Source organism: Microbacterium sp. JC 701 (assembly GCF_021026215.1).
Lineage (GTDB): Bacteria > Actinomycetota > Actinomycetes > Actinomycetales > Microbacteriaceae > Microbacterium > Microbacterium algihabitans.
Map to the genome: position 1 here is coordinate 326207 of NZ_JAJNCV010000002.1, position 13173 is coordinate 339379.

Here is a 13173-nt window from a genome sequence, read left to right on the forward strand (position 1 = left end):
GTCAGTACAGGCCGCGCGCGAGCAGCTCGCCGCGCAGGATCGGCGTGAGCCGCTCGGCGAAGGCGGGGGTGATGTGCGTGTCGTCGTACCGCACCGGAGTGTCCCCCGCGAAGGCCGGGCACACGCCGCCGGAGCAGGTGAAGGGCAGGGCGCTGATCGCCGCGTCGCCGGTCGCGGCGGCGCGGGACTCGGTGGCGTTCTCCATCTGCGTCCACACGTCGTCGACGGCCGACAGGCAGGTGAAGGGGCCCGACAACGGCGAATAGCAGCGCCCGAGATCGAGCCCGTGCGGCGGGGGCGCGAGGTACACGGTGCGACCGGGCGGGGCCCATCCGCTGACCTCGTTCGAGACGGCGGATGCCAGCGCATCGGCGCCCAGATCGCGTCCGTCGACCGTCCGCCCCAGGGTGAAGGCGTTCGAGACGACCAGCAGGTCGGCGGGGGCGGCCGCGATCATCGCCGCGACGTCGGCCTTGCGCTGCGCGCACACGGCCATCACCGCAGGGTCGCGGCTCTCGACGAGCACGTCGGTGAAGCGGCATCCGTAGAGCCCCGCCGCCGTCACGCGCCACGTGCCCCCCGAATCCTCGGCCAGCTTGGCGAAGGCCGGGGCGTAGGCCATCGCGCTCGAGTCGCCCACGAGGTAGAGGTGGTGCGGAGCGTCGGCACTCCCCCACGTGCAGCGGTCGGCAGTGGGGACGCCGTCGGGGGTGAAGCAGTCGTGGGCGCGGTTGTCGCTCGACGACGCGCGCATCGCCTCGTCGAGCGAGGGATGCAGGTCGGGCCACGTCGTCGCGGTCGCGGCCGACGCGAGCTCGGCCTGCAGCGACGCCAGGGCATCGCTCGCCTCGGTCGCGGTGTCGGCGGGGTCTCCTGCGGTCGGCGCCGCGACCACGCCGATGCCCGGGAGGCCGGGAAGGCCCGGCAGGGTCGGGGCGCCGTAGGCGACGAAGACCGCGAGCACGGTCGCTCCCGCGCCGATCGCGAGGGTGGCGCCGGCGAGGGCGACCCGCGGGGCGAAGCGCGCGCGCCATGACGCCCAGTCCCGCGCGGGAGCGGGCTGCGCGACACGCTCGGCGACCTCCGCCGGTGACGAGGCGGGGGCGGATGCCGTCGAGTTCGGCACGGCATCCGCCACGACCGCCGCGGGCACGGCCTCGTCGACGCTCGCGATCGCCGACCCCCGGGAGCCGGGGTAGTAGCGCTGACCCGGGACCCAGCCCGCCGGCCGGGACGCGAGGGCGGACCGACGCGGCGCGGCCGCGGGCTCGGGGATGACCGGGGGCGCGGCATCCGGAATCGTCTCCACCACCGCCGGGCCCTGCGGCGCGCGACGCCACGGCGCGCGATGCAGCGGCTGCTCGACGCCGAGGAAGGTGGCGACGCTCATGACGACGATCGCCAACGCGGTGATGGCCGTGGCGGCGGGGCCCGGCGCGAGGAGGACTCCGGCGAACACGATCAGCGGCAGGTGCCAGAGGTAGAGCGAGTACGACACGTCGCCGATCGCGACCGCGACAGGGTTGGAGAGCACGAAGAGGTGACGCTGCCGCGCGTCGCCGCCGATCCCTCCGGCGATGACGAGCGCCGCGCCCGCCACCGGGAGCGCCGCCCACGGCGCCGGGAACGACGAGTCGGGGTCGATCACGACGAACGAGCACGCGATGACGCCGAGCCCGACCCATCCCGCGAAGCCCCCCACCGCGCGCGGCACCCGGGCGAGGAGCGGGACCGCCGCGGCCAGCGCCGCACCCACCGCGAGTTCGCCGGCGCGCGTGAGAGTCGAGAAGTAGGCCAGGCTCGCGTCGGCCGGGGTCTGCGCGATCGCCACGGCCGCCGACCCGGCCACCACGGCGAGCGACAGCACTCCGACGGCGATCCGGCCGCCCGCGGCGCGACGGGCGGCCACCGGGAGCGCGACGACGGCGACCATCACCAGCAGCGGCCACCCCAGCGAGAACTGCTCCTCGACCGACAGCGACCAGAAGTGCTGGAGGGGCGATACGTCGACCGTGGCGAAGTAGTCGCGCCCCTCGAGCCCGAAGCGCCAGTTCGACGAGAGACCCAGAGCCGCGAGCGCGTCACCGAAGACGCTCTCGGTCCGCGACGGCGAGAACACGAGCGCCGACGCCCCGCAGACCGCGGCCAGCACGAGGAGGGCGGCCGGCAGAAGGCGGGCGATCCGCCGCGCGAAGAAGGCCCCCAGCCGCACGACGCCGTCGCGCGCGAGGTCGCGCAACAGGATCCCGGTGAGGAAGAAGCCCGAGAGCACGAAGAACACGTCGACGCCGACGAAACCGCCGCGCGGCCACCCCGTCAGGTGCGCGGCCACCACGGCGAGGACCGCGACGGCGCGCAGTCCCTGCAGATCGCGGCGCACGGGCGAAGCGGTGGCGGTCACGTCGGGTCCTTTCGAGCCGGCGTCCCGCGGCCGGAGAAAGCTTAGTGGAACCGCTCCCACGTCAGCCAGATCGGGCACCACGAAACCCCGCTTTCGCGCAAGCCCCCGGCCGCGATCCGCAACGGTGGTTCGATGTGGCGATGTGGCAGATCGCGGGCCTTCCCGCCCATCCCCTGTTGGTTCACGCCGTGGTGGTCCTCATCCCCCTCGCGGCGCTCATGGTCGTCATCGGCAGCGTGTGGCCCGCTGCTCGTCGCAAGCTCGGCATTCTGACCCCGATCGTCGCGGCCGTCGCCCTCGCGTTCGTCCCACTGGCGAAGGAGGCCGGCGAGGCGCTCGAACGGCAGGTCGAGTCGTCGGCCGCCCTTCAGCAGCACACCGAACTCGGCGACCAGCTGCTGCCGTGGGCTGTCGGTCTGTTCGTCGTGGCGGCGGGCCAGTGGGCGTGGTTCTTCTTCCGCAACCGCCGCCGGGCCTCCGACTCCCGCTCGACCGACGCGCGCTCGACCCGCACGCGCGTCATCACCGTCGTGATCGCCGTCGTGGCGATCGTCGTCGCCGTCGCGACCACCGTCAACGTCGTGCAGGTGGGCGACAGTGGGGCTCGCGCCACGTGGTCGTCGGAGTCGGGGTCGTAGGAACCGACTGGGGCGACGACGAGGGGCCACAATTATGGTTCGCGTCGCGAATAATCTCCACCCCCGATCGCCGAAGCCGCGGCACCCGTAATGTCCGGATCGACGGGAAACTCGATTCCCGTTCTCGCCCACCCGGCGGCACGCTGCCCGTGAAGGACCCGATGAGCCACGCCCCCGATTCCTCGATGCTCCACGTGGGCGACGTCTTGGCGGCGCGGTACGTGCTGACCGAACGCATCGGAGCGGGTGGCATGGGTCGCGTGTTCCGCGCGCGCGACGAGGTGCTGCGCCGCGACGTGGCGATCAAGGTCTTCTTCACCGATCCCAGCGCCGAGCCCGACCCGCTGCGCCGCATGTCGGAGGCCCGCGTGCTCGCGGCTCTCGACCACCCCTCGCTGGTCACCCTCTACGACGCGCGCCTGTCGGGCGACGACCAGGTGTACCTCGTCATGGAGCTCATCACCGGCCCTTCCCTGCAGCGGCGCCTTGAAGAGGCCGAGATCCCGCCGGCCGAGGTCGCCGGCTACCTGCACGATCTCGCCACAGCCCTCGGTGCCGTGCACCACGCCGGCATCGTGCACCGCGACGTGAAGCCCTCCAACGTCCTCCTGCGTCCGATGCACCAGGGTCCGCGATCCCACGAGGCCGTGCTCGCCGATTTCGGCGTCGCTCACCTGCTCGACGCGACCCGCCTCACCACCCCCGGAACGATCATCGGCACCGCCGCGTACCTCGCCCCCGAGCAGGTGCGCGGCGAAACGCCGCAGCCGGCCTCCGACATCTACGCCCTCGGTCTCCTGACGATCGAGGCACTCACGCGTCTGCACCCGTTCGGCGGCGGATCGCTGCAGGAGACCCTCCTCGCTCGTCTGGCTCGACAGCCCACCATCCCCGGCCACCTCGGCTACGAGTGGCGGTCGCTGCTGGCCGCGATGACGGCACCGGATGCCGCGGAGCGACCCGATGCGCGCACCGTGGCCGAGCGCGCCGCCACCCTCATGAGCTCTCCCCCGACGGCATCCGCGCCTCTGGCGTCCACCGGCGCGGCTGCTCTGGATCCGGCGCTGGCCGAGACCGCCCCCTGGGCCGTGCCGGTCGCGGCCCGCGCCACTACGGCCGCGCGACCCGCGTCCGACCCGGCTTCGGACTCGCTCGACGAGACGGCACCGTGGGCCGTGCCGGTCGCAGCCTCGAGCACGACGGATGCCGTGGGGCGTCGGCGTCGCGCGCGACTCATGCCCGCCTCTGCCGCCGCTTCCCACGACGCATTGCGTCGCCGCTGGATGTGGGTCGGCGCCGCGGCCGGAGTCGTCGTCGTGATCGGACTCCCGCTGCTCGGGTTGTCTCTGCAGGCGGCGGGCGACACGACCACCGTGGGCCCGCCCGCACCCGTGCCGACGGTGAGCGAGTCGGTCGCGCCGGCCGTCGACCCCGCGCCCGCGGGGACCACGGCCGTGCAGCCCGCGGTGAACGTACCCGAAGAGAGCAGTGGCGGGTCGTCTCGCAGCGTCCAGACCTCGCCGAACGAGACCGCGGTCGTGCCCCCGGCTCCCGCCGACGACACTCCCCTGCAGATCGCCGAACCCGAGACGCCCGCGAAGCAGACCGATCCGCCGGCGAAGAACGCCTCGCCGAACGGCACGGGCCCCGGCTCGTCCAACGGCAACGGGTCGTCGAACGGCAAGGGCACGCCCGGCGAGAAGGCCAACGGGTCGGAGAACGGCACCGGACCGGGCTCGTCGAACGGCAAGGGCGCGAACGGCAAGGGCGCTAACGGCAAGGGCGCTAACGGCAAGGGCGCGACCGGCGCCGGCAAGAACTGACCCTCGGCCGATGCCGTCGCCACGCGTCTCGGGAGCGGTCCTTCTCGTTCTCGCTCTGGCCGGGGGTGTGGCATCCGTCGTCTTCCTCCCCGCCGGCGGCGTGATCAGCGTCGTGAGCGCGCTCGGCCTCGCGCTGTGCGTCGCCGCCGTCGCCCTCGCAGCCGTCTGGCTCGGACGCCGATCGTGGGAGCCCGAGCCCGCCCCGGGATGGACCCCCGTCGACCGCACGCGCGACCGCGAACGTCTGCGCCGCATGACGCGCCTGCAGGGGATCATTTGTCTCGTTCTCGGCGTCGGCCTGATCGCCGTCGCCGTGGTGTTCCCCACCGACGACGGAACGCTCCGCGCATCGGTCATCGGGGTGCTCGTGCTGGTGCTGGGGGTGATCGGCCTGTTCTCTTCGCGACGCGTGGCGGCGCGGGTCGAAGACGATGCCCCCGACACGCAGCCGGATGCCGCGCCCACCGGGTGGGTGCTCGTGACGCCCCGCGACCGGGGCACGATCCTGCTGTTCGCGCTCCCCGGCCTCGCCCTGTCGGTCGTGGCGGTGTGGCAGATGACGTCGATCCTGCTGTTGATCGCGCGCGCCAGCACCCTCGGTCTCGTGATCGTGGTGCTCGCTCTCGTCGCGGCCGTGATCGGCGCGGGCATGTGGGTCGCGCGGCTGCTGCCCGAGGTCTCGGTTGACGTCGGCGCCGGACTCGTGCGCACGGGCTCGCGCGAGGCGCCCTGGTCGAGCTTCACCGCCGCCCGTCTGCAGGCATCGTCGACGTTCATCGGCGGCCCACGGTCGCTGTTCCTCGTGCTCGAGGGGCCCGAGAAGCTCCGCGCGCCCCTGCTTCTGCGCCGCCGCGGCGACCTCGCGATGAGCGACGAGCAGCGCCGCGCGACCCTCGCCGCCCTCGACGGCGCTCAGATCGCCCTCCCCCGCGCCCCGGAAGACCCGAAGGGCAAGTTCTCGCGGTCGCTCTTCCCCCAGCACGTCGACGCCGCCCAGGCGCGCGAGCTCGTCGCGCACCCGCCGCGCAGCGACCAGGATCTGCCGGTGACGGGGGTCTGACGGGTAGCCACGCGTTCGTGGGGCCGCCGCGGAAGTGCGACTCGACCGCTGTCTGTCAACCGTGATGACGAAGCGTGCCGGGAGGGGTGGGATGGCGGCATGAGCGATCCTGACCGACTCCCCGTTCCCGACCCCGCCGCCCAGCACACCGACCGACACGACACGTCGATCGTGCCCGATATGGAGGCCGATCCCGTCGAGGCGGAAGCCCGACGCACGGACGACCTCGACGAAAGCCGCGCCGATCCCGAGGACCGCGACCCGAGCATCTGATCCCGCGCTGCGCGCGGTATGCAGAGAATACGAAAGCCCGACGCGTGTGCGTCGGGCTTTCGTTCGTGGCTCCCCGGCTTGGACTCGAACCAAGAACCTATCGGTTAACAGCCGATTGCTCTGCCAATTGAGCTACCGAGGATCATGCTCACCTCGCGGCGGGCAACCCCACGATACTAACAGCACGCGAGGGTGACGGAAAAATCAGCCCGCCGAAATCCGTCGCTCGGGCGTGCCGTCGGGAGTCCACTGCAGCGCTTCGTCGCCATGGCCTAGGCCGATGGCGTGACCGGCGTGCAGCACGAGCACATCGGCATCCAGATCCTTCGGCGCATCGGCGTCGTTCGTGACGATCAGCGAGGCCATCCCGCGCTCGTCACGGCGGCGCGTGATCGAGGCGCGGGCGGCTGCGCGCACCTCGAGGTCGAGGTTGGCGTACAGGTCGTCGGCGACGAACAGGCGCGGCTCGAGCACCAGGGCGCGAGCGAGCGCCACGCGCTGGCGCATGCCCGCGCTGAGCTCGTACGGATACTTCGGTGCCGTGCCCAGCGGAAGCTCCATCTCGTCGAGCAGCGTCGCCACGCGCACCGCGAGGGCACGCGTGTTGACCTTGCGGTCGCGGCTGGTGATCGGCTCGGCGATGACGTCTTGCACGGTCAGTCTCGAGGGGAGCGCTGCGCCGGCGCCCTGCGGCAGGTAGCCGGTGTGAAAGATCCACTCGCGTCGCGCCCGACCGGGACGCCGTGCGGAGATGCCGTGCACGCGCGCGTCGCCCCCGACCACGGTCAGTCCGTCGTCGGGGTGACCGGCCAGCAGCGAGACCAGCGAGGTCTTGCCCGAACCCGTGGCCCCCTGCACGATCAGGGTCTCGGCGGCGGGGAGGGTGAAGGTGATCCCGTCGATCACGCGCACCCCGCTTCGCGCGAGGGAGAGGTCGTCGGCGCGGAGGGCGACGTCGGTGTCGAGGTGCCGGGGCATTCCTTCATCCTTGCCCACGGAGGGGGCGGATGCCAGCCGTTGCGCCCGCGGGTCGTTCGGGGTCGCGGTTGCCGGTGGTGACCGATTCGGTTCGGACGACTCGATAGACGATGCGACGGTTCGCATCTCCCGGACGCTTCCGCCCGGGCGGGTGTCGACGGTGAAGCTCTGCATTCCTGGGTGCAATGACGACGCTTGCGCTGCAATAGTCTGACGGCGTGATCCACTCGCGTCGCGTCGCGTTTCTCGATTTCGCGGTCGCCCTCGGATCGCTCACCGCGATGGCAAGCGGCTGCACAGGGTTTCCGCAGAAGCCGCCGGAAGACGAGGTTTCCCTCGAGGCGGTGCCCGTCGATCCCGTGAAGCAGTGCGAGATGCTCATCGCGATGCCGCAGGGTCTGGCGCAGCAGAAAGCACCCGGATACGGCTGTGTCGAAGTGCGTGAGGGGGTCTGGGAATTCCGACCGGAATCCGACTCCTCCGCTCCGGTTCCTTTCTCTGCTCCCGATCGCGCTCGGGAAGATCACCCAGGCGGAGGAATCTCCTGGCAAGACGCTGTGGGCTTTGCCGGCTCCGTCCAGCGAGTGTGCGGACCGCTGGCCGGCGGTGGCAATTCCGACGATGACGTCTTTCTGAACCTCGGCCGCGACGACCCGGATCCCGACCGATTCCAGATCGTCATCTGGGACGTCGGCAGCCTCGAGCCGATAGACGGTGGTGCGACCTTGTGCACGGAGGGCGAGATCTCGCTCTACGAAGGCGTCGCGCAGATCGAGCTGCGAGATCCCGCCGAGGTTGAGATCTACGGCTGAATCGCGTCAGGCGCCGACACATCTCCCGGCGTCGGGCGGGTGCTCCGGACGCCCGCCCGCCAGCGCGTCAGGACGCGATCAGGCGCTGCCGGTCGGCGTCGAGCTCCCGCAGCTGCAGGCCGAGGTTGCGTCCCTCTTCGGAACCCGGCGCGACGCGCTGGATTCCGCGCACCAGCTCGGCCTTCTGCCGCTCGATCTCGCGCAGCAGCACGCCCCGCGCGAGGTCGTTGGCCGCCACGACCGCACCCTCTTCGGTGCGCGCGGGGAACGCGGCCGTGAGCAGCTCGACGGCGAGCGTGCGGAACGGCTCGCGCACGGCCTCGACCGCGGTGACCGCCCAGCCGGGTTGGGAGAGGTCGGTGGATGCCAGCGCTGCGCGCACGGCCTCGAGAGCCGGGTGCCCGAACGGCGTCTGTAGGGCGCGGAGGAACAGGTCGGTCTCGATGCGGTGCCCGTACTGCAGGAAGGCCATCATGGCACCCCGCTCGAGCGCGACGTCACGCGTGTTGGGCAACGAGGCCATGGTCACCGACACCGCGACAGGGGCGGCGGTCTCTCCGCCCCGCTGCGCGTCGCGCTTCTCGGCACGGTCGGCGCCCCGGGCCGCGCGCTCGACGGCCGACTGCACCTCGGGCATGTCGAGACCGAGGCGGCGGGCGAGCACGCGCACGTAGCCCGGGCGGAGCGCGGGGTCGCGGATGTCGGCCACGATCGGCGCCGCCGCGCGCAGGGCGCCGGCCCGACCCTCGACGCTGGAGAGGTCGAAGTCCTTGAGGCGCTGATCGATGACGAACTCGAACATCGGCGCCTTGTTGTCCATCAGCGCGCGCACGGCTCCGTCACCGCGCTGCAGGCGCAGGTCGCACGGGTCGAGGCCCTCGGGGGCGACGGCGACGTACGTCTGCGCGGCGAACCGCTTCTCGTCGGCGAAGGCGCGCAGCGCCGCCTTCTGCCCCGCGGCATCCGGATCGAAGGTGAAGACGACCTCGCCCGACGAGCTGTCATCGCCCATCACCCGCCGGAGCACGGTGATGTGGTCGCTGCCGAAGGCGGTGCCGCACGAGGCGATCGCCGTGGTGATGCCCGCGAGGTGGCACGCCATGACGTCGGTGTAACCCTCGACCACGACGACCCGGTGCGAGCGCGAGATGTCGCGCTTGGCCAGGTCGAGGCCGTAGAGCACCTGCGCCTTCTTGTAGATCGGCGTCTCGGGGGTGTTGAGGTACTTCGGGCCCTGGTCGTCGTCGTACAGCTTGCGCGCCCCGAAGCCGATGACCTGTCCGGTGATGTCGCGGATGGGCCAGACGAGGCGCCCGCGGAAGCGGTCGTAGACGCCGCGCTGCCCCTGGGACACGAGCCCCGCCTGCAGCAGCTCGTCGCGGGTGAACTTCTCGGCCAGTAGGTGATCCATGAGGTGCGACCAGCCCTTGGGGGCGTAGCCCACACCGAAGTGGGCGGCGGCACCGGCGTCGAAGCCGCGATCGCCGAGGAAGCGGCGGCCCGTGTCGGCCTCGGGCGTCATGAGCTGGGCGCGGAAGTACTCCGCCGCTGCGGCGTTCGCGGCGTACAGGCGCGAGCGGCCGGTCGTCTCGGGCGCGGGCCCGCCGTCTTCGTAGTGCAGCGTGAAACCGACGCGCGCGGCCATGCGCTCGACGGCCTCGGTGAACGAGACATGGTCCATCGCCCGCAGGAACGAGTAGACGTCGCCCGATTCGCCGCAGCCGAAGCAGTGGTAGTACCCGACCTGCGGGCGCACGTGGAAGCTCGGGCTCCGCTCGTCGTGGAAGGGGCACAGGCCCTTCATCGACCCGACGCCGGCCGACTTCAGCGCGACGCGCTCACCGACGACGTCGGCGATGTTGACCCGCGCCTTGACCTCGTCGACGTCGGACTGGCGGATGCGGGGCATCAGGCATCCGCTCCTCGGGCCGCGCGGGCGCCGGGAGCCCAGACGCCGAGCTCGGCGGCATCCACTTCTCCGACGAGTCGGCCGTGCCACGCGATCGCGAGCTGGTCGGTGAGGCTCGCGACCTGGTCGACCACGACCCGCCGGCGCGCGGCGTCGTCGGTGGCCGCGGCGAAGTCGGGGGCGTGCAGGGCGTCGAGCGCGCCGGGGTTCTCCCACAGGGCGGATGCCAGGCGCTTGAGCACGTGGCGCTGCTCGCGGTACAGCACCTTGCGGCCGTCGATCGAGACGACGGTCGCACCGATGATGCCCTTGAGCACCGCCATCTCGACCTCGACCTCGGCCGGGACGATGACGTGGGCGCGGTAGCGGGTGAGCTCGTCGGCGGGGTAGGCCTCGCGCGTGGCCGCGGTGGCGGCGCGGGCGAAGCGGCCGATGAGGTCGGAGGTGAGGTTCTTCAGCCGCGCGAGGGCGGGGCGCGTGCCGTCGAACGACGTGATCCACTCGGGCATGGCCATGAGGCGCTCGAGGCCCGCGGCGAGGTCGTCGCGCACGAAGTCGTAGCCGACCCAGCGCTGGATCGCGTCGAGCAGCCCCTCGCGACCGACGCGCGACGCGAGGCGGGCGGGGTCGACGTAGCGGTTGACCATCGCGTCTTCGAAGTCGTGCACCGAATAGGCGATGTCGTCGGAGAGGTCCATGACCTCTGCCTCGATGCAGCGCTGGCGGGCGGGGGCGCCGCCGCGCATCCAGTGGAACACCGGCTCGTCGTCGGGGTACACGCCGAACTTCAGGCGACCGCCCGGGTCGGGCACGGGCTCGTCGACCGTCCAGGGGTACTTGCACGTGGCGTCGAGGCTCGCGCGCGTGAGGTTGAGGCCGTACGGCTCGCCGTCGGCGCCGAACGACTTCGGCTCGAGGCGCGTGAGGATGCGCAGGGTCTGCGCGTTGCCCTCGAAGCCGCCGATGTTCTCGGCCCACTCGTTGAGCGCGCGTTCGCCGTTGTGGCCGAAGGGCGGGTGACCCAGGTCGTGGCTCAGGCACGCCGTGTCGACGACGTCGGGCGACAGCTGCAGCGCCGTCGCGAGCTCGCGACCCACCTGCGCGACCTCGAGCGAGTGCGTGAGGCGGTTGCGGGCGAAGTCGGCGGGGCTCGCGGGGCTCAGCACCTGGGTCTTCGCGGCGAGGCGCCGCAGCGCCGCGGAGTGCAGCACGCGGGCGCGGTCTCGCGCGAAGTCGTCGCGCTGGGAGCGGTGGTTCTCGACGTGGAAGCGCGCCGCGTCGACGTCGTCGTAGCCGAGCGGTCGGGCGACCGTCGGCGACGCCTCAACCGCCACTGTGGTGCAACTCCGCGTCGGCGAGGGCGCGACCGGCATCGTGGCCGATCTCGCGGGAGTCGAGCCAGCCGTCGGGCAGGGCCGGGCGCTTGGGCGTGCCGGCGCGACCGCGCTGCCCCTCGGCCGCGGCGCCCGGGTACGGGGCGTCGAGCTCCATCGTGGCCAGCAGCTCGTCGATCTCGTCGAGGGTCGACGCGGTCGCGAGGCTCGCGCGCAGCTCGCCGCCGACGGGGTAGCCCTTGAAGTACCACGCGACGTGCTTGCGGATGTCACGGCATCCGCGCCCCTCGTCTTCGAAGAACTCCACGAGCAGCTCGGCGTGGCGGCGGAAGGCCTTCGCGACGAAACCGAGCGTGGCGTCGACGGGCTCGCCGTGGGCGGCTCCCGGGCCACCCAGCGCGCGCGCCAGGTCGCCGAAGAGCCACGGACGACCGAGGCAGCCGCGACCGACGACGACACCGTCGCAGCCGGTCTCGTCCATCATGCGCACGGCGTCGTCGGCCGACCAGATGTCGCCGTTGCCCAGCACGGGAACGCTCGTGACCGTCTCTTTCAGCTTCGTGATCGCCGCCCAGTCGGCCTGGCCGGAGTAGAACTCGGATGCCGTGCGGGCGTGCAGCGCGATGGAGGAGACCCCCGCGCCCTCGGCGATGCGCCCGGCCTCGAGGTAGGTGAGGTGGTCGGCATCGATGCCCTTGCGCATCTTGATGGTCAGCGGCTTGTCGCCCGCCGCCTTCACCGCGCGCTCGACGATCTCGCGGAACAGCGAGGTCTTCCACGGCAGGGCCGCTCCCCCGCCGCGACGCGTGACCTTGGGTACGGGGCAGCCGAAGTTGAGGTCGATGTGGTCGGCGTGGTCTTCGGCCACGATCATCTGCACGGCCGCCTCGACGGTGGCCGGGTCGACGCCGTAGAGCTGGATCGAGCGCGGGGTCTCGGACTCGTGGTGGCGGATGAGCCGCATCGTGGTGTCGTTGCGTTCGACGAGCGCGCGCGTCGTGATCATCTCGCTCACGTACAGACCGGCACCGTATTCGCGACACAGGCGTCGGAACGCCGTGTTCGTGATGCCGGCCATGGGAGCGAGCACGACGGGAGCGTCGAGTTCGATGTTGCCGATGCGGAGCGTCCGCGCCGGAGCCAATGCCGTATTCACAGTTCCATTCTCCCAGACGGTCGCACGCACGGGTGCCCGCCCCCGAACGGATCGGGAACGGGCACCGGTTGTGCAGAAGGGGTCACGCGTCGGCGGTCTCGGCGACCTCGCGACGCTCGCTCCACACCTGGCGGGCGATCTGGCTGAAGGCCTCGACCGGCTGCGCGCCGCTCACGCCGTACTTTCCGTCGATGACGAAGAAGGGGACGCCGGTGATTCCGAACTGGCGGGCCTGCTCCTGGTCGGCGCGCACGGCGGCGCGGAAGCGCTGCGACGAGAGGGCTTCGCGGGCCTCGGCCTCGTCGAGACCGACCTCGACGGCGAGGGCAATGAGGTCGTCGTCGCGACCCACGTGCTTGCCCTCGAGGAAGTACGCCGACATGAGCACCTCGGCGAACTCGAGCTGCTTGCCGTTCTCCTTCGCGAAGTGCAGCAATTCGTGCGCCTTCACGGTGTTGGTGTGCTTGAGGATGTCGAAGCGGTACGCGAGCCCGGCATCGGCGGCGACGCCGGTGACGCGGTCGAGCATCTCGCGCGCGGACTCGGGCGAGATGCCCTTGTGCTGCGAGAGGTAGTCGACCTCTCCCCCGTCGAAGTCCTCGGGGGTGTCAGGCGAGAGCTCGTACGAGTGGTACTCGATCTCGACGACCGGAGCGTCGTCGTCGGCGGCCGTGGCGGCCAGGCCGTTCTCGAGGTTCCGCTTGCCGATGTAGCACCAGGGGCAGGCGATGTCACTCCACACGTCGATCTTGATGGCATCCGTCATATCGCGTGCAACCTCTCGGATCA

11 protein-coding genes and 1 tRNA gene are annotated in these 13173 nt (G+C 71.8%); 5 read left to right on the top strand and 7 right to left on the bottom strand.

All coding sequences use genetic code 11. The features are described 5' to 3' along the window. Position 1: 1 nt before the first annotated feature. Complete coding sequence (locus LPW41_RS09450; RefSeq protein WP_230704678.1) at positions 2 to 2401, bottom strand: acyltransferase; 2400 nt, start codon at positions 2399 to 2401, stop codon at positions 2 to 4. 140 nt (positions 2402 to 2541) lie between these two features. Here LPW41_RS09450 and LPW41_RS09455 point away from each other — a divergent pair, with 140 nt between their 5' ends. The 4 genes from LPW41_RS09455 to LPW41_RS09470 all read left to right on the top strand — a co-directional run bounded on the left by LPW41_RS09455 (position 2542) and on the right by LPW41_RS09470 (position 6195). Further along, on the top strand, positions 2542 to 3039 hold the full coding sequence (locus tag LPW41_RS09455) for a DUF2231 domain-containing protein (protein ID WP_230704679.1): 498 nt from the start codon (positions 2542 to 2544) through the stop codon (positions 3037 to 3039). A 161-nt stretch (positions 3040 to 3200) separates the two neighbouring features. Continuing rightward, on the top strand, positions 3201 to 4862 hold the full coding sequence (locus tag LPW41_RS09460) for a serine/threonine-protein kinase (RefSeq protein ID WP_230704680.1): 1662 nt from the start codon (positions 3201 to 3203) through the stop codon (positions 4860 to 4862). A gap of 10 nt (positions 4863 to 4872) precedes the next feature. After that, positions 4873 to 5922 (top strand): hypothetical protein, encoded by a 1050-nt coding sequence (locus tag LPW41_RS09465; RefSeq protein ID WP_230704681.1) that lies wholly within the window; start codon positions 4873 to 4875, stop codon positions 5920 to 5922. A gap of 99 nt (positions 5923 to 6021) precedes the next feature. After that, a complete protein-coding gene (locus tag LPW41_RS09470; RefSeq protein ID WP_187358405.1) occupies positions 6022 to 6195 on the top strand; it encodes a hypothetical protein in 174 nt (57 codons plus the stop codon). 66 nt (positions 6196 to 6261) lie between these two features. Here the strand turns inward: LPW41_RS09470 and LPW41_RS09475 are convergent. Next, positions 6262 to 6337: transfer RNA gene (locus LPW41_RS09475), tRNA-Asn, on the bottom strand. Between the two features lie 62 nt (positions 6338 to 6399). Next, positions 6400 to 7173 (bottom strand): ATP-binding cassette domain-containing protein, encoded by a 774-nt coding sequence (locus tag LPW41_RS09480; RefSeq protein ID WP_230704682.1) that lies wholly within the window; start codon positions 7171 to 7173, stop codon positions 6400 to 6402. Between the two features lie 218 nt (positions 7174 to 7391). Here LPW41_RS09480 and LPW41_RS09485 point away from each other — a divergent pair, with 218 nt between their 5' ends. Further along, positions 7392 to 7985: a hypothetical protein gene (locus tag LPW41_RS09485; protein WP_230704683.1), complete on the top strand. Its 594-nt coding sequence runs from the start codon at positions 7392 to 7394 to the stop codon at positions 7983 to 7985. Positions 7986 to 8052: 67 nt separating this feature from the next. On the opposite strand, the gene dnaG is transcribed toward LPW41_RS09485, so the two are convergent. From dnaG to LPW41_RS09505, 4 genes are all read right to left on the bottom strand, one after another. Next, positions 8053 to 9894: a DNA primase gene (gene dnaG / locus LPW41_RS09490; protein WP_230704684.1), complete on the bottom strand. Its 1842-nt coding sequence runs from the start codon at positions 9892 to 9894 to the stop codon at positions 8053 to 8055. Next, on the bottom strand, positions 9894 to 11228 hold the full coding sequence (locus tag LPW41_RS09495) for a deoxyguanosinetriphosphate triphosphohydrolase (protein ID WP_144833661.1): 1335 nt from the start codon (positions 11226 to 11228) through the stop codon (positions 9894 to 9896). Before LPW41_RS09495 ends, dnaG begins: the two co-directional genes overlap by 1 nt. After that, a complete protein-coding gene (gene dusB / locus LPW41_RS09500; protein WP_144833663.1) occupies positions 11218 to 12384 on the bottom strand; it encodes a tRNA dihydrouridine synthase DusB in 1167 nt (388 codons plus the stop codon). Before dusB ends, LPW41_RS09495 begins: the two co-directional genes overlap by 11 nt. Positions 12385 to 12466: 82 nt before the next feature. Beyond that, positions 12467 to 13150, bottom strand: coding sequence for a DsbA family protein (locus LPW41_RS09505; RefSeq protein ID WP_230704685.1), 684 nt, complete (start codon positions 13148 to 13150; stop codon positions 12467 to 12469). Between the last annotated feature and the right edge of the window lie 23 nt (positions 13151 to 13173).